A 17,143-nucleotide genomic window follows, 5' to 3' on the forward strand; every position below is an offset into this window, starting at 1 on the left:
TTCATGCGCAACGGTTACAGAGTGGTCGATGTCGACACCCACGTCACACCCTCCTTGGAGGTCCTGCTCCGCTACGCCGACCGGGAGCTGCTCGACCGGAAGGCCGAGCTGGCGCCGTACACCCGCACCATGACCCCCGTCCCCGGCCGCGGGCACCCGACCACCGACTACGACGTGGTACGGGTCGACCCCCGCCCGTACAAGCGGGTCGCCGGAATGAAGAGCGACAGCGAGGAGGGCGAGGGCGGCGGCGGGAAGGGCGCGCTGGAGGGCCGTGTCCAGAACATCGCGACGGGCAAGCCGCGCGACGGGATCCAGCACGACAACTCCGAGGGACGGCTCCTCGACATGGACGTCGAGGGCGTCGACATCAACGTCCTCATCCCCGCGCCGTGGGCGCCCGGCAGCACCGCCCTCGATCTGAGTCTCGCGAAGTCGATGTACAGCGCCTACCACCGCTACCAGGCCGACTACTGCAGCGCGGACAGCCGGCGGCTGAAGGGCCTGGTCCTCGCGCCGGCCGCCGACCCGGAGTGGGCCGCCAAGACGATCCGCGAACTGGCCGGCGAGGACTGGGTCGCCGCGGCCTGGCCGCTCCTGCCGGAGGGGGTGCCGGTGGACGATCCGGATCTCGCGCCCATCTGGGAGGCCATGGACGAGGCCGACCTCCCGCTGCTGCACCACAGCTTCTTCTACGAGCCCCCCTACTTCCCCGGCTACCGCGACATCTGGGACAACCCGATCGTCGCCCGCACGGCGGCACATGTGTGGGGGGCCCAGCGGCTGATGTCCTACGTCCTGATCAGCGGCATGCTGGACACCTATCCGAACCTGCGCCTGGCCACGGTCGAGACCGGGCACAGCTGGCTCGCCCACTGGATCGTGCGGCTGACCAGCCAGGTCTCCTACGTCAAGGGCGGGGTCAAGCCCGGTCTGAAGCACACGCCTCTGGAGTACGTGCAGATGGGCAAGGTGTTCTGCGCGATCGAGGCCCACGAGGGACCGCAGCTCACCAAGGCCACCAACGACATCCTGGGTGACGGCGTGCTCATGTACGCCTCCGACTTCCCGCACCCGGAGTGCATGTTCCCCGAACACACCGATCATGTGCTCGCCTGGGGCGAGACGATCGGTGAGCCGGCGCTGCGCAAGCTGATGGGCGGGAACGCCTGCGACTACCTCCGTCTGCTGTCGACGCCGTGGGACTCCCCGGCGCCCGGCGCTCACCCCGCACAGGCTTGAGCACCGGCCCCGCCGCCGAGCCGGGGCCGCGCGGCGGCTCCCTCGTCTACGGTGACCAGGGCGTGGTCGCGGCCGGCAGCCGGCAGGCAGCGGACACCGCCGCGGCCGTGCTGTCGGCCGGCGGCAACGCGATCGATGCCGCGGTGGCCGCGTCCGCGACGCAGTGCGTGGTCGAGTTCCCGTGGTGCGGTCTGGGCGGGGACCTGTTCCTGATGGTGGATCGCGAGGACACCGGTGTCGTCGCTCTCAACGGGAGCGGGGCCGCGCCGTTCCGCCGCGGTGCGGCGCTCGCCGGGCGTGACCGGCTGCCGAGGTTCGGGCCGCTGTCGGTCGGCGTACCGGGGCTTCCGATGGCGTGGAGCCTGGCCCTTGAGCGGTTCGGCTCGATGCCCCTGGCGGCGCTGCTCGCACCGGCGATCGGCCTCGCCGGGAAGGGATTCGCGCTCGACCACCGTACGGCGGCGGCCGTGGCCGCTGTCGCGGCGGCCGGCGACGAGGAGTATCCCGGGCTGTCCTCACTCCTGTCCGGCAACGGCCGGCGGGCCGGCGAGGTCTTCACCCAGCCCGATCTGGCCCGCAGCCTGGACTTGTTGGGCCGTTACGGGACCGACTGGTTCTACCGGGGGGAGTTCGCCGAAAAGCTGGCAGGCCAGATGCGGCGTACCGGCGGGCTGCTCGACGCGGTCGATCTCGCCGGTCATCTGACGCAGTGGACCGAACCGCTCTCGGTCGGCTACCGCGGATACCGGATCTACCAGCATGCGCCCGTCTCCATGGGCATGCTCATGCTCTCCGAACTCGCCCTCCTGGAACAGTTCGACCTGTCCGGGACGGAACCGGGCAGTGTGGAGCTGGTCGATCTCATGGTGCGCTGCAAGGTGGCGGCCTTCTCGGATCTGCGCAACGCCCAGGAGCTGACACTCCCGGACATCGTCGAACGGCTCTCCCCCACCCGCGCCGCGTGGTGGCGGGACCGGCTGACGGCCGGGGCCGAGGGCGGCCGGATCCCGTTGCCCGGCGGGAACGACACGACCTGCCTGGCGATCACCGACGCGGACGGCACGACGGTGACGCTGATCCACAGCCTGTTCAACACGTTCGGCTCCCGCGAGATCGTCGAGGGCACCGGCGTCGTACTCAACGACAGGCTGGCCGGGCTGCGCCTGGACGGCGGCCCCGGTCCGAAATTCGTGCCCGGCGGGCGGCCGCTGCACACCCTGAACACGTACATGGCCAAGCGGGACGGACGGCTCGTGATCGCCGGCGCCACGCCGGGAGGGCGCGGGCAGGTGCAGACCAACTTCCAGGTCCTGGTGAACCACCTCGACTTCGGGATGGCGCCGCTGGCCGCGGTCGAGCAGCCCCGCTGGCTGCACGGAACCCCGCGCCGGAACGTCGACGACGGAATGCTCCACCTCGAACAGGGCTTCCCGGAGCAGCACGCGGACGGCCTGCGCCGGCTCGGGCACCCGGTGGCCGTCGCCGAGTTCCGCGACGACGACCTCTTCGGCAGCTGCACGGTGGTGGGCACGGGCCCGGGGGCGAAGCCGTACGCGGTGGCGGACAGCCGCCGGGGCGCCGCGGTCAGCGGGTGCTGAACGGGCCGCTCGGGCGGCGCAGGCCCCGACACGACGATCAACACCAGGAAGACGACCCCATACCAGGAAGGAGAGTCCCGCATGTCGATCCGCAACGGCATCATCAGATACGACGATGAGATCGACCGCGCCGCCTATCGGTGGCCCACGTTCTCCGACGCGGAGTTCACCCGGCGCCATGACCTCACCCGGAGATTCATGGCCGAGCACGACCTCGACTGCCTGCTGGTCAGCGGCAGCAACGCGATCTGGGAACGCGGCTGGGCGAACATCCGATGGCTGTCGAACTACATCGGCACGATGGAACTCGACTCCTTCGTCATCTTCCCGCGCGAGGGCGAGCCGACCCTCGCCGTCCTGGGACTGAACGCCCGCCTTCCCGACCGGGTGGCGCGCTCGGTCATCCCGGACGTGCGCGGCGCGCTGAACACCTCCGGCATCCTGGTGGAGCGGCTGCGGGAACTGCGCCTGGAGACGGGACGCATCGGCATCGTCAAGCCGGCGCCCTGGCTCTCGCTGCCGCGCGACCATCACGACGCGCTGCGCGAGGCGTTTCCCCGCGCCGAATTCCCGGAGTTCTCCGACGAGTTCTGGCGGATCAGGACCGTCCTGTCCGACGAGGAGCTCGTCTGCCTGGAAGAGGCCGGGCGCATCGGGGACGCCGCCGTACAGGCGGTGATCGACGAACTGCGGCCCGGCATGCAGGAGAAGGACCTCTTCCGGATCATCTACCAGACGATCGCCGACCAGGGGGGCGAGATCCCGTGCATGGTCCTCGCCTGCGCGGAATCGATGTTCACGCCCGTCAGCGGATTCCAGCGGCCCCGCCCGATCGACCGCACCATCGCGCAGGGCGATGTCCTGCTGATGGAGATAGGCGCCCGCGACGGACACGGATACGAGGCCCAGACCGGAAAGCCGATCGTCTTCGGCGCACCGCCGCCGGAGTACGAAGACCTCCTGGACGTCATGTTCACCGCGTACGAGCAGGTGACCGAGGCACTGCGCCCCGGCTGCACCGCACGCGACCTGCGGGAGGCCGGGCAGATCATCCTCGACCGCGGATACCAGGTCGTCGCCCCGCTCGTGCACGGCGTCTTCAACCCCCTCGACGCGGGCCCCTTCGTCGGCACCTCGCACCGGCCGGACAAGGACATCGTGCTGGAGCCGAACATGGCCTGCTGTGTGGAGATCCACCCGTGCAGCGCCGATGTGACCAAGGGGGTCTTCATGGGCGACACCTTCGTGATCACCGAGGACGGCGCCCGCTCGGTCAACCGGCTGCCCCCGCGGCTCACGATCCTGTGAGCGGGCCGATGCGGATCGCGGTGTTCGTCAAGCAGGTCCCGCTGATCGAGGAGATCGCGCTCGACCGTGACGGCAGGCTGGCCCGCTCGGGCGTGCCGATGGAGATGAACCCGCACTGCCGGCGGGCCGTCGCCAAGGGGGTCGAGCTGGCCGCCGCGGCCGGCGGCAACTGCACGGTCGTCACCATGGGGCCGATGACGGCCCGTCAGGTGCTGGTCGAGGCACTCGACTTCGGCTGCGACGACGGCGTACTGATCAGCGACCCCGCGTTCGCCGGGTCGGACACCCTGGCCACCGCACGGGCGCTCGCGGCGGCCCTCACCCTGGCCGGCCCCTTCGACCTGATCCTGACCGGGCGCAACTCGGTGGACGCCGACACCGGGCAGGTCGGGCCGCAGCTCGCGGAGCTCACCGGCCTGCCGTTCCTGGCCGGCGTGCGCGAGCTGCGCCTCGCCGGCCAGGTCCTGACCGCCCGTACCGAACGGGACGACGGCTGGCGCGATTCGGTGGTCGCGCTGCCCGCCGTCCTGTCCTGCGCCGAGCGGCTGTGCGCGCCGGCGAAGCGCCCCGACGCCGTCGAGACACCCGCACTGCGCGACCGGATCCGGCTGGTGACGGCGGCGGACCTCGGCGCCGGACCATGGGGCCAGGCCGGCAGCCCGACCCGGGTGGGGACACTGCGCCGGCTGACGTCCGTACGGGCCGGAACGGTCCTCGCCGACGGTCTCGACGCACAGGCCGGACGGATCGCGGAGATCCTGGAATCGGCCGCGGCCGACACCGCCCCGGCCCGGCCGCATCCCGGGGGGGCCGGGCAGGCCGGCGCGTACATGGTGGCCGTGCTGGCCCAGCCGGGCCGGCCGCGTATCACCCGCGAACTGCTGGGCGAGGCGGCCCGGTTGAGTCCCGGCCGGGTCACGGCCGTCCTGTCCGGGGCGGATCTCACCCCGCAGACCGCCGAATGCTGGGGCGCCGACGAGGCGGTCATCATCTCCGGCCTCCCCGGCCGCCCGTCGGCCGAGGAGGACATCGCCTCCGCCGTCGCCGGCTGGTGCCTGGACCGTGGCCCCCGTGTGCTGCTCGGTCCCGGCACCAGCTGGGGCCGTGAGGTGGCCGCGCGGATCGCCGCCCGCCTCGGCGCGGGGCTGGTGGGTGACGCGGTCGAGCTGGCCCTGGAGGAGGGACAGGTGATCTGCCAGAAGCCGGTCGCGGGCGGCAGTACGCTCGCGGCCGTGTACGCCGACTCCGCCGTCCAGCTCGTGACCGTCCGCCCGGGGGTGCTGGCGACGCCGGTCTCCCGGGTACCCGCCGGGATCCCGGTGACCTCGCTGACGGCCCCGGCGGACAGCCGGGTGGCGCATGTACGGCAGTGGACCGACAGCGGGATCGACGAACTGGCCTCGGCGCGGATCGTCATCGGCGTGGGCGCCGGTGTGGACCCGGACGACTACCCGCTGCTGCGGGAGCTGGCCGCCTCGGTCGGCGCGGAGCTGGCCGCGACACGCAAGGTCACCGACCGGGGATGGCAGCCGCACGGCCGTCAGGTGGGGGTCACCGGGCGCAGCATCGCTCCGGAGGTGTACCTCGCCCTCGGTCTGTCGGGAAAGGACCACCACACCATCGGGGTGCGCCGCGCGGCCACCGTCGTGGCCGTCAACCGGGATCCGGACGCGCCGGTGTTCCGTACGGCCGACCTCGGCGTCGTGGCCGACTGGCGGCCGGTCGTCCACGCCCTGCTGGACCGGCTCCGCGCCACCCGCCGGCCGCCGGCCGCGGCCTCCGCCGCGCGATAGGACGTGAGCCGGCATGGAGATACACCAACTCCGTTACGTACAGGCGATTGCCGAGACCGGGAGCTTCACGGCCGCCGCCGCCCGCCTCTATCTGGCTCAGCCCTCCCTGTCGGTCCAGGTACGCAAGCTCGAACACGAGCTGGGTGCAGCCCTGTTCGAACGGTCAGGGCGGCACGTCACCCTCACCGCGGCCGGCGAGGTCTTTCTCCAGCACGCGAACCGGGCGCTGGGCGAGCTGGACCGGGCCCGTGAATCCGTACGGGAGGCGCAGCGGCCCGCGGCCCGGCTGCGGGTCACGCTCGGGGTGCTGCCCAGCGTGGGCGCGGGGCTGCTCCCGGGCGCCCTCGCGAGCCTGCGCCGCGAGCATCCGGAGGTCACGGTCTCGGTGGTCGAACGCGACTCCTCGGAGGAGTTCGTCGACATGGTCCGTACGAACCGGCTGGACCTGGCCGCGGTGCGGAAGCAGACCGTACAGGCCGAGCTGAGCCGGATGCCGCTGGCCCGCGAACCGCTGGCGGCCGTGCTGCCGCCCGGGCACCCGCTCGCCGGGCGGTCCGAGACCAGCCTGCGCGCGCTGGCCGGGGAGAGCTACGTCGCCATGCCGGCGGGCAGCGCGCTGCGCGAGCTGATGGAGTCGGCCTGCCGGCGGGTGGGTTTCGCGCCCGCCATCGCGATCGAGGCGCGCCATCTGGCGAGCGTCTGGGCCATGGTCCGGGCCGGCATCGGTATCTGCGTACTGCCCGAACTCGCCGCCGACGCCGGGCTTCCCACCGTACATATCCAGGAGCCCTATCTGCACCGCGACCTCGTCGTGGTGTGGCGCGGCGGGGGCGGTCTGGCGCCGCCGTCCCGCGCGATCGTCAGGCATCTGGTGTCCGCCTCGCATCTGGCGTCCGCCTCGGGCCGGGGCAGAACGGCGGAGCCGCCCGGCCTTCTCGGCCTACCAGATCCCCTCGACGGCGACGGCGGGGCCGGACGAGCGGGCTGAGCGCCCGTCCTCGTCCCATCGGCGCAGGCCGGGCGGTGCGACGTCCAGCAGGTCCAGGGCGCGGCCGACGGTGTGGTCGACGATGTCCTCGACGGACCGCGGCCGGAGATAGAACGCCGGCACGGGCGGCATCACGATCGCCCCGGCCGTGGTGACCTCACTCATCAACCGCAGATGACCGGCGTGCAGAGGGGTCTCCCGCAGCAGGAGGACCAGCCGGCGGCGCTCCTTGAGCGTCACATCGGCGGCCCTGACCACCAGCGAGTTGTCGTACGAATGAGCGATACCGGACAGTGTTTTGACGCTGCACGGGGCGACCAGCATGCCGGCGGTGCGGTAGGAGCCGCTCGATATCGCCGCGCCGAGATCACCGTCGGCATGGACGACATCGGCGAGTCCGCGCACATCGGCGACGGTCAGATCGCACTCCTGGGCGAGCGTCGCGCACGCGGCCTTCGTCATGACCAGATGCGTCTCCACGTCCGGGTCGGGCCGCAGCATCTGGAGGGCGCGAATTCCGTACACGACCCCCGATGCGCCGGTGAGCGCGACGATCAACCGCTGCTTCGCCATGGCCGCCTTCCACACTGACTCTGTCACCGCCACCGACTCCGTCACCGGCGGAAACACACTAACCGCCCCCGTGCGTCCGGGCGGTCGGCCAATGGCTATGGGCGCCATAGCCGGAACGTTATTGCTGCCCGGCGCCCACACGGCGCAGCCTTGCAGCGTGGTTCGGCCGTCCCGGCCGAATCCCGACTCCCCGCCGAATCCTGGCTCCCGGCCGCATCCCGGCCCGGCTCCGGCTGATTCCGGACTGGAGGTGCTTTCCTTGCCGCTTTCCCCGCCCCCGACGGACATGGACCTGCGCCGAGCGATGGCGATGCTGGCCGCCCACGGTGAACTCGCCGAGGTCAAGGGGGAGGTCGACTGGAACCGCGAACTCGGCACGGTCGCCCGCGAGGTGCTGCGCCGCAAAGGTCCCGCCCTGCTGTTCAGCAACATCAAGGACTACGGCCTCCCCGGCGCCCGGTGCGGCCAACTGGCCACCGGCCTGCTGGCCGGCCACCGCAGGATCTCGCTGCTGCTGGGATTCGACGACGAGATCGGCAACCACGAACTGGTGCAGCACGTGCTGCGCATGAACGCCGAACGGATCCCGCCCGTCTTCGTCGACGACGGCCCGGTCCACGAGAACGTCGTCCTGGGCGACGACATCGACCTGCGGGAGCTGCCGGTCCCCCAGTGGCACCACCTCGACGGCGGTCGCTACATCAACACCTTCGGCGCGGTGATCACCAAGGACCCGGACACGGGCTCGGTGAACGCGGGCGTCTACCGCGGGATGATCTCAGGGCCGGACAAGATCCCGATGCTGATGGTGCCCAGCCAGCACTGGGGCCGGCACTGGGCGAAGTACGTCCAGCGCGGCGAACCGATGCCGGTGGCCTGCGTCTACGGCTGGCATCCGGTCATGGACTTCCTCGCCGGCAGCCCGCTCCCGCCGGACGTGTGCGAGTACGACGTGATGGGCGCCTACCTGGGAGAGCCCGTACCCCTCGTCCGGGGCCGGACCGTCGACCTGCCGGTACCGGCGACGGCCGAGATCGTCGTCGAGGGATTCATCTCGCCGGACCCGGAGAGCTACGAAATGGAAGGCCCCTTCGGGGAGTTCACCGGATACGTCAGCGACGTGCCGACCCGGCGCCCGACCATCCAGGTCACCGCGATCACCCACCGCGACTCCCCCGTCTTCAGGGGAACGCTCGAAGGATCGCTGCCGGGAGCCTCGGGCGAGAACAGCTATATGTCGTCCGTGCAGCGGGCCGCCATCGCCTGGCAGACGCTCAAAACCGCCGGGGTTCCCGGTGTACGGGACATCTTCGTCCATCCCGTCAACAACGGCACGACGATCGTCGTGCAGATCAGCAAGGTCAACGAGGGGCACGCGAAGTGGGTCGCGTCCGCGCTGTGGGCGAGCGGCGCCGCGCTGTACCGCTACAAGTACGTGATCGTCGTAGACGAGGACATCGACCCGGGCGACTACTCGGCGACCGACTGGGCCATCGCCTACCGGGTACGGCCGGGCACCGACGACATCGTGGTCTTCCCGGGAACCTTCGGGTCGCCGATCGACCCGAGCACCCCGCTGGAGGAGCGCTCCGTCGACGACCTCGGCGCGGGGCTGTGGAACCGCATGCTCATCGACGCCACCAAGACCTGGCGCTTCAAGCCACAGCCGCAGTGGAACGGCGCGCGTTTCCCGCCGACCGTGGCGCCGGCGGCCGAGGACCTCGCCAAGGTGCGCGAGCGATGGGCGGACTACCACTTCACCGGATGGGACGGCGGCCGATGACACTCCCTTCGAGACCCGGAAAAACTCCAAGACCCCCCAACCCTCCGAGCCCTTCACGTCTCGCGACCCCCGTGGCGCCCCGGCTGGAGCTGCGTGTCGCCAGCAGCGACGAGGAGGTCGTCGTCCGGCCTCAGCGGCTGATCGTGGCGGGCTACACCGGCCGTGACGAGACCGCGGTACGTGCCCACATAGCCGAGCTGGCCGAGATCGGCGTGGAACCCCCGCCGACGGTCCCGATGTTCTACACACTCGACCCACGGCTCCTGACGACCGCCGAGAACATCGCCGTCACCGGCGAGCACACCTCCGGGGAAGTCGAACCGGTGCTGATCCGGGCCGGCGGCCGGTGGTATCTCGCCGTCGGATCCGACCACACCGACCGGGAACTGGAGCGGCGCGGTGTCCTCGAGTCGAAGGCCGTCTGCCCCAAGCCGGTCGGCGCCTCGGTGCTGGCCCTGCCCGGCGAGCCGTCCTCGGTGGACCTCGACGCCGTCCGCGCCACGTCGGCCGTGGACGGCCGCGCGTACCAGGACGGAACGCTCGGCGGCCTGCGCACGCCCGGCGACCTCTGGCGGCGCGCACTCGACGCCCTGACACCCGATGCCCTCGCACCCGACGCCGGCGACCTGGCCCTCTTCTGCGGCACCCTGCCGCTGCTGCACGGCCGGTTCGAGCCCGGAAGGCGGTGGGACATCGCCCTCACCATGCCGGGTCGTGCGCATCTGGCGCACACCTACCACGTCGGCCGGAGGAGGCCCTGATGCGTACCGGTGCTGAGTATCTCGCCGCTCTGAGGGACGGGCGGGAGGTCTATGTCGACGGCGCGCGCGTCGAGGACGTCACGGCCCATCCGGCCTTCTCCCCGATCGCCCGTACGGTCGCCGAGCTGTACGACGTCGCGGCCGACCCGAACTCGCGCATGTCGTGCGTGGACGAGGCGACGGGAGAGGAGACGAACCGGGTCTTCACCGCCCCGCGCACCCCGAGAGAGCTGGCCGCCTACCGCCGGGCGGTGCAGCTGTGGGCCCGGCACAGCCACGGCTGGGTGGGCCGCAGCCCCGACCATGTCGGCGCCTTCCTCACCGCGTTCGCGACGCATCCCGAGGAGTTCAACAGCGGCGGGCGCGAGCTCGGCGAGAACGTGACGGCGTACCACCGCAAGGTCCAGCGCGAGCAGCTCTACGTCTCGTACGCCATCATCCCGCCACAGATGTCGCGTGCGACCACCGCACACGCCTGGGGTGATGATCTCGTCCAGGTCGGCGTGGCGGCGGCGGGCCTGAACGGCCTGGTGGTGTCCGGCGCGCAGATGCTCGCGACGGGCGCCGCCGTGGCCGACGAGATCCTTGTCTCCTGCATCAAGCCGCTCGGCCCCGAGGACCGCGACTTCGCGCTGAGTTTCGTCCTCCCGATCGCCACCGACGGCCTGAAGTTCCACTGCCGCCGGCCCTACGCGCCCGCCGCGACCAGTGGCTACGACTATCCGCTGACCAGCCGCTACGACGAGACCGACGCCCTGGTCGTCTTCGACGACGTGTTCGTCCCGTGGTCGCGGGTCTTCGTCGACCGCGATGTCGACGGCCTGAAGCGGCAGTTCTTCGACACCGGCGCGCATGTCTTCGGCAACTGGCAGGCCCAGATCAGACTGGCGGTCAAACTCCAGTTCCTCGCCGGGATCGCACGCAAGGTCGCCGCCGTCAACGGCATCGACCGGATACCCGGTGTGGTCGAGAAGCTGGGTGAACTCGCCGCCATCGCCTCGGTGGTGGAATCCGGCGTGATCGCCGCCGAGCACACCGCGACCCCGGACGACGCCGGGATCTGGCGGCCGGGCGCCCGCGCGCTCTACGGCGCCATGGGGCTCCAGTCGGAGCTGTATCCACGCGCGGTCTCCATCCTGCGCGAGCTGGTGGGCGGCGGTGTCCTGCAAGTGCCGTCCAGCGTCGAGGACATGCGCAGCTCCACCACCCGCCCCGACATCGACCGCTATGTCAGGTCCCCCGGAGTCGACGCGGAGGACCGGGTCAAGCTCTTCAAGCTGGCCTGGGACTCGTTCGGCAGCGAGTTCGGCGGCCGCCACCAGCAGTACGAGATGTTCTACGCGGGGGCCCCGTTCGTGGCGAAGGGCTACGCGTTCCGCAACTACGGCTACGAGGAGGCCGTCGACGAGGTCGACAGGTTCCTGGCGAGCTACGGCAGCGACGAATAGCCCACACCCGATCGGCCGGTGGGCCGAGCAACCGAACGGAGGCGTCAGGCGATGGCCAAGCGCGCGTACGAATTCTTCCCGGCCGAGTCCGTGGAACCCACACCCTGCGCCGGGGACGTACCGGCACTCAGCGAGCGCGTCCTCTCGCTGGACCCCCACTCCGGCGCGGCGTCCCGGATCCTCACCTTCGCCCCCGGGACCGACACGACACCGAACGGCGTGCTGACCCACGACTTCTGGGAAGAGGTCTACATTCTCACCGGTTCGATCACGGACCTGAGGCTCGGCGAGACCTTCACAGCGGGCATGTACGCCTGCCGGCCGCCCGGGATGGAGCACGGGCCGTGGCGCACCACCGAAGGCTGCACGACCTTCGAAGTACGTTACTACGCGCCATGATCGAGAGCCTGGAGATGCGGCGCATCATGGGCCGGTTCCTCACCGGGGTGACGGTCGTGACGGCGGTGGACGACGACGCGGCCCATGGAATGACCGCGAACTCCCTGACGTCCGTCTCGCTGGAACCGCCTCTGCTGCTGGTGTGCCTGGCGAGTTCGGCCCGCACCACGACGGCGATCGTGCGCAGCCGCCGGTTCGGCGTCAGCATTCTCTCCGCGCGACAGGAGCGGATCGCGCTCCGCTTCGCCCATCGCGGTACGGACCACTTCGCCGGGCTCCCCCTGGAGCACGGCCGCGGTTTCGCCGTTCCGGTCGTGCCCGACGCGCTGGCCCATGTGGAATGCGCCGTCGAGCAGGTCGTACCGGCCGGCGACCACCAGATCATCGTCGGCCGGGTCGACCGGCTCGCCGACCGGGAGGGGGAGCCGCTCGGCTTCCTCGGGGGCAGGTTCTGCGCCGTCGCCGACCAGTCCGCCCCCGCGCCCCAGTGGTTCTACTGACCCGGCCGGGACGGCGTCCGTAGCCCGTTCGCCGTCCTTCCGGTGTTTCCTCCCCGGCGACCGCCGCTACTCCGGTGACCTGCGTAAACGACCGGACGGGAGCAGCCTCTGCGGCCGCCCGGGTGACACAGGTGCCGATACGTCGTGTTGCGGTGGTGACGGGCTGTCGGTTGCCTCGTAAGCGGAGCACAGCAGAGACGCCGCGCAGACAGGCCGGATACTGCTCCGTTGGAGGATCTACATGCGTAACGCACGATGTGGCATAGGCATAGCCCTGGTTCTCGGCGCCCTTGTTCTGCCGGTCCCGGCCGCGGCCGCCGCCGGCGCCCCCGCCGGTGACACGGGCATACAGATCAGCCCGGGGGACGCAGCCCCGGGCTCGACGGTCACCGTCAGTACCAAGGCATGCGGCCCGGAAGTGACCTACGGCAAGGGCGAGTCGAAGGCGGGAGGGGCGTTCCACCTCTTCGAGGGCGACCGTGAGGGCGTGCTCACCGGCCAGTTCCAGATCCCGGACGAGGCCCGGTCCGGCAGCGACACCGTCATCGTGAAGTGCCCGCCGCGGATCAAGCTCACGGGCACCTACCAGGTCTCCGGCCGCCGCCCGAGCGGCGCGGTCGACGCCGGCTTCGGGGCCGAGGACAAAGAGACACGGCTCGCCCTGGGCGCCGCCCTGCTCGTCGCGGCAGCCGCCGGGAGTGTGGCCAGGATCCGCCGCCGCCCCCGAGGTCCCGGAAGCTGACCGCCGGACTCCCGCCACACCGGCCCCCGGACACCACACCGGTGCCGGGGGCCGCGAGAACCCCGCCCCGTTGCGAAGCAGAGGCTGAGCCGTGAGGGAAACCGGTTACACCATCGAATCTTCCTCCGACTGGTTCACCCCGCCGGTCATGCTGCTGGCCTGCGCACTGATGGCGGGCAGCCTGCTGGTGATCGACGGGGCACAGGACGAGCGGCCACCGCAGCCCTCGGCCGCCCAGGCCTTCTCCGCCTCCGCACGGCCCTCGGCCGCGCCCGCCGCCGTCCTGCCCCTGTCCCGGTCGGTTCCGGTCCGGCTTCGGATCCCCGCCATCGGCGTGGACGCCCCCCTGACCCGACTGAACCTCGACGCGGCGGGAGCGCTACGGCCCCCGCCCGCCGACAAGCCCGGCCTGGCCGGCTGGTACGGCGACGGCACGGCTCCCGGCTCCGCGGGGACAGCCGTCACCGCCGGGCACGTGGACACACCCACCGGCCCCGGTGTCTTCTACGACCTCGGCGCCGTGACCAAGGGCGACCTCATCGAGATCAGCCGGGCGGACCGGCGCACGGCCGTGTTCGCCGTGGACGGCGTGGAGGTCCACGACAAGAAGGGCTTCCCGGACGAGAAGGTCTACGGCAGCTCCGGCCGGGCCGAACTGCGGGTGATCACCTGCGGCGGCGGCTACTCCCGGCGGACGGGCTATCAGGGAAACATCGTGATCTACGCGACGCTGACCGCGGTGACATAGCCAACCGCCCTTCTCCGGAGCCGTTCCGGAGCCGCTGTCACCCGTTCACCGCCGTCACCCGTTCACCGCGGTCGGACGGTCTGCGCGAGCGGGGCGCGCGCCCGGGGACGACCATACAAGGAGTGCAGGATCTTCGATGAGGAGTGCTCCCGTGTCCCAGGCTCTGCCCGCGGTCATGTCCGATCCCCTGACCAATCGCGGCACCGCGTTCACCACGGAGGAACGCGAGAGGCTGGAGCTGGTGGGATGGCTGCCCGACGCGGTTCTGTCTCTGGAGGAGCAGCATCGGCGCACGTACGAACAGCTGCAGAGGCAGCCTGACGCGCTGGCCAAGAACGTGTACCTGGAGCAGCTGCACGACCGTAACGAGGTGCTGTACTACCGGGTGCTCGGCGAGCATCTGACCGAACTGCTGCCGATCGTCTACGACCCCACGGTGGGGGACGCGATTAAGCGGTACAGCCACGAATACCGCCGCCCGCGAGGGGTGTTCCTGTCCATCGACCGTCCGCAGGATGTGCGGCCGGCCTTCCAGCGGCGGGGGCTGGGGCCCGACGATGTGGACCTGCTGGTGGTCACCGACGCGCAGGAGATCCTTGGTATCGGTGACTGGGGCGTCAACGGGGTGCAGATCTCGGTGGGCAAGCTCGCCGTCTACACCGCGGCGGCCGGCCTGCACCCCGACCGCTGCGTCCCCGTGGTGCTGGACGTGGGCACCGACAACGAGACGCTGCTCAACGACCCGCTCTACCTCGGCGTACGCCGCAGCCGTACCCGCGGGAAGCGCTACGACGAGTTCGTCGCCGCCTATTTGGAGACGGCCGCCGAGCTGTTCCCGCACGCGCTGCTGCACTTCGAGGACTTCGGTCCTGACAACGCCCGTCGCATCCTGGAACAGAACGCCGACCGCTACCGGATCTTCAACGACGACCTCCAGGGCACCGGCGCGATCACCCTCGCAGCTGTCGTCTCGGCGCTGAAGGTCACCGGGACACCGTTCCGGGACCAGCGGCTGGTGATCTTCGGAGCCGGCACCGCGGGCGTGGGGATCGCCGACCAGCTGGTGGAGGCGATGGTCCGCGACGGCCTGGAGCCGGCTGACGCGGCACGCCGCGTGTGGCTGGTGGACAAGCAGGGGCTGCTCACCGACGACATGGACGATCTGCGCGACTACCAGCGCGGCTACGCCCGCCCCGCCGCCGAAGTGCGGGGCTGGTCGGACGAGGGCGGCATCGACCTGCCGGCCACCGTACGGGGCGCGCGGCCCACCCTTCTGATCGGCACCTCGACCGCCACCGGAGCCTTCACCCGTGAGGTGGTGACCGCGATGGCGCAACACGTCGAGCGGCCGGTCATCTTTCCGCTGTCCAACCCCACCGAGCGGATCGAGGCCATGCCCGCCGACCTCCTCACCTGGAGCGACGGCAAGGCCCTGATCGCCACGGGCATCCCCGTAGACCCTGTCGAACTGAACGGGATCCGGCATGTCATCGGACAGGCCAACAACGCCCTGCTCTACCCCGGGCTGGGCCTGGGCACCGTGGTCTCACGGGCCCGGCGCGTGACACCCGGAATGCTGCTTGCCGCCGCCGAAGCCGTCGCGGGCCAAGCGCGGGTCGGCGCCCCGGGCGCGTCCCTGCTGCCGCCCGTGGCGGACCTGCGTGCGTCCTCCGCCACCGTGGCCGTCGCCGTCGCGCGCGCCGCGATCTCCGACGGCGTCGCCGAGAACAGCCCCGAGGACCTGGTGCAGGCCGTCCAGGACGCGATGTGGCAGCCGCGCTACGAAACCCTTCCCGACGCGGGGAGTGCCCGATGAACAGCACCCCGCCGGTGGTGCGGGATCTGGGAATCGGTATCGATGCGGAGGGCACCCGTACCGAACGCGACTCGCTGGGCACCGTCGAGGTGCCCGCCGACCGGTACTGGGGCGCGCAGACCCAGCGCTCGCTGATCCACTTCTCGATCGGCGACGACCGGATGCCCAAGGCCGTCTACCACGCCTACGGCTACGTCAAGAAGGCCGCCGCTCTGGTCAACGGCCGCGACGGCCGCCTGCCCGGCTGGCAGGCCGACCTGATCGTCAGGGTCGCCGACGAGGTGATCGCCGGCGAACTCGACGCGCACTTCCCGCTCTACGTCTGGCAGACCGGCTCCGGCACGCAGAGCAACATGAATGTCAACGAGGTCATCAGCAACCGGGCGATCCAGCTGGTGGGCGGCACCCTCGGCTCGCGTACGCCGGTCCACCCCAATGACCACGTCAATATGGGGCAGTCCTCCAACGACACGTTCCCCACCGCGATGCACCTCGCCACGGTGCGGGCCCTGCACGACCATCTGATGCCGTCGCTGGCCGCGCTCACCCAAGCCATCGCGGACAAGGCCGCGTCGTGGCGGGATGTCGTCAAGGTCGGCCGCACCCATCTGCAGGACGCGGTCCCGCTCACGGTCGGTCAGGAGTGGTCCGGTTACGCCGCACAGCTCACCGACGCCCACGAGCGGGTCCGCGCCACCCTCCCCGCGCTCCACCAGCTGGCGATCGGCGGCACCGCGGTCGGCACGGGCCTCAACGCACCGGAGAACTTCGGTCCCGCGGTCGCCGCCGAACTGGCGCGGCTGACCGGCACGCCCTTCACCGTCGCCGCCAACCACTTCGCCGCCCAGGGCGGGCTGGACGCGATGGCCGCCGCCTCGGCCGGACTGCGCGGGGTCGCCGTACCGCTGATGAAGATCGCCAATGATCTGCGCTGGCTGGCCTCCGGCCCGCGCTGCGGCCTGGGCGAACTCGTCCTGCCCGCCAACGAGCCCGGCAGCTCGATCATGCCCGGCAAGGTCAACCCGACCCAGTGCGAGGCCATGGTCATGGTCTGTATCCAGGTCCTCGCCGAGGACAGCGCCGTCGCGCTCGCCGCGAGCCAGGGCAACTTCGAACTCAACGCCATGCGCCCGGTCATCATCAACAACGTGCTCCACTGCGCCAGGATCCTCGCCGACGCGAGCGAGAAACTACGCGTCTACTGCGTCGAGGGCACGGAGCTCAACCGCGACCGCATCGACCAGGATGTCTCCCGCTCCCTCATGCTCGTCACCGCCCTCTCCCCCGAGATCGGCTACGACCGGGCCAGCGAAATCGCCCACCGGGCGGCCGACCAGGGCACCACCCTGCGCGAAACCGCCCTCGCCACGGGCTATCTCACCGCCGAGGACTACGACCGCGTCATCAACCCCCGTGCGATGGCCGGACTCTCCGACTGAGGGGA

The 17,143-nt window shown here is 71.1% G+C and carries 15 protein-coding genes; 14 read left to right on the plus strand and 1 reads right to left on the minus strand.

All coding sequences use genetic code 11. The annotated features are described in order from the left end of the window. Positions 1–3 precede the first annotated feature (3 nt). The 5 genes from ACZ6MZ_RS23710 to ACZ6MZ_RS23730 all read left to right on the plus strand — a co-directional run bounded on the left by ACZ6MZ_RS23710 (position 4) and on the right by ACZ6MZ_RS23730 (position 6,929). Complete coding sequence (locus ACZ6MZ_RS23710; protein WP_384182527.1) at positions 4–1,242, plus strand: amidohydrolase family protein; 1,239 nt, start codon at positions 4–6, stop codon at positions 1,240–1,242. Beyond that, complete coding sequence (locus tag ACZ6MZ_RS23715) at positions 1,239–2,840, plus strand: gamma-glutamyltransferase family protein (RefSeq protein WP_469354119.1); 1,602 nt, start codon at positions 1,239–1,241, stop codon at positions 2,838–2,840. Before ACZ6MZ_RS23710 ends, ACZ6MZ_RS23715 begins: the two co-directional genes overlap by 4 nt. A gap of 81 nt (positions 2,841–2,921) precedes the next feature. Further along, entirely contained in the window at positions 2,922–4,148 is a 1,227-nt protein-coding gene (locus tag ACZ6MZ_RS23720; protein WP_469354121.1) for a M24 family metallopeptidase, read from the plus strand. Between the two features lie 8 nt (positions 4,149–4,156). Then, a complete protein-coding gene (locus ACZ6MZ_RS23725) occupies positions 4,157–5,941 on the plus strand; it encodes an FAD-binding protein (protein WP_469354123.1) in 1,785 nt (594 codons plus the stop codon). Between the two features lie 13 nt (positions 5,942–5,954). Then, positions 5,955–6,929, plus strand: coding sequence for a LysR family transcriptional regulator (locus tag ACZ6MZ_RS23730; RefSeq protein WP_469354125.1), 975 nt, complete (start codon positions 5,955–5,957; stop codon positions 6,927–6,929). On the opposite strand, the gene ACZ6MZ_RS23735 is transcribed toward ACZ6MZ_RS23730, so the two are convergent. After that, positions 6,882–7,529 carry a UbiX family flavin prenyltransferase gene (locus ACZ6MZ_RS23735; RefSeq protein ID WP_389791135.1) on the minus strand — a complete coding sequence of 216 codons (648 nt, stop codon included), beginning with the start codon at positions 7,527–7,529 and terminating at the stop codon, positions 6,882–6,884. The two genes, ACZ6MZ_RS23730 and ACZ6MZ_RS23735, sit on opposite strands and share 48 nt — an antisense overlap. 232 nt (positions 7,530–7,761) lie before the next feature. On the opposite strand from ACZ6MZ_RS23735, the gene ACZ6MZ_RS23740 reads away from it, so the two are divergent. The 9 genes from ACZ6MZ_RS23740 to fumC all read left to right on the plus strand — a co-directional run bounded on the left by ACZ6MZ_RS23740 (position 7,762) and on the right by fumC (position 17,138). Beyond that, positions 7,762–9,285 (plus strand): UbiD family decarboxylase, encoded by a 1,524-nt coding sequence (locus tag ACZ6MZ_RS23740; RefSeq protein ID WP_469354127.1) that lies wholly within the window; start codon positions 7,762–7,764, stop codon positions 9,283–9,285. Positions 9,286–9,356: 71 nt separating this feature from the next. Then, entirely contained in the window at positions 9,357–10,046 is a 690-nt protein-coding gene (locus tag ACZ6MZ_RS23745) for a DUF2848 family protein (protein WP_469354129.1), read from the plus strand. Beyond that, positions 10,046–11,494: a 4-hydroxyphenylacetate 3-hydroxylase family protein gene (locus ACZ6MZ_RS23750; protein ID WP_469354131.1), complete on the plus strand. Its 1,449-nt coding sequence runs from the start codon at positions 10,046–10,048 to the stop codon at positions 11,492–11,494. Before ACZ6MZ_RS23745 ends, ACZ6MZ_RS23750 begins: the two co-directional genes overlap by 1 nt. Positions 11,495–11,545: 51 nt before the next feature. Then, a complete protein-coding gene (locus tag ACZ6MZ_RS23755; RefSeq protein WP_389941633.1) occupies positions 11,546–11,893 on the plus strand; it encodes a cupin domain-containing protein in 348 nt (115 codons plus the stop codon). Further along, positions 11,890–12,393 (plus strand): flavin reductase family protein, encoded by a 504-nt coding sequence (locus ACZ6MZ_RS23760; protein WP_384182556.1) that lies wholly within the window; start codon positions 11,890–11,892, stop codon positions 12,391–12,393. Before ACZ6MZ_RS23755 ends, ACZ6MZ_RS23760 begins: the two co-directional genes overlap by 4 nt. Positions 12,394–12,634: 241 nt before the next feature. Then, complete coding sequence (locus ACZ6MZ_RS23765) at positions 12,635–13,135, plus strand: sortase (protein ID WP_469354133.1); 501 nt, start codon at positions 12,635–12,637, stop codon at positions 13,133–13,135. Between the two features lie 148 nt (positions 13,136–13,283). Further along, a complete protein-coding gene (locus ACZ6MZ_RS23770; protein WP_469354392.1) occupies positions 13,284–13,883 on the plus strand; it encodes a class F sortase in 600 nt (199 codons plus the stop codon). Between the two features lie 151 nt (positions 13,884–14,034). After that, positions 14,035–15,699: an NAD-dependent malic enzyme gene (locus tag ACZ6MZ_RS23775; protein ID WP_469354135.1), complete on the plus strand. Its 1,665-nt coding sequence runs from the start codon at positions 14,035–14,037 to the stop codon at positions 15,697–15,699. Further along, positions 15,696–17,138 carry a class II fumarate hydratase gene (gene fumC / locus ACZ6MZ_RS23780; protein WP_469354136.1) on the plus strand — a complete coding sequence of 481 codons (1,443 nt, stop codon included), beginning with the start codon at positions 15,696–15,698 and terminating at the stop codon, positions 17,136–17,138. The genes ACZ6MZ_RS23775 and fumC overlap by 4 nt, the downstream gene beginning before the upstream one ends. Positions 17,139–17,143: the final 5 nt, after the last annotated feature.

Source organism: Streptomyces sp. NPDC042201 (assembly GCF_055582185.1).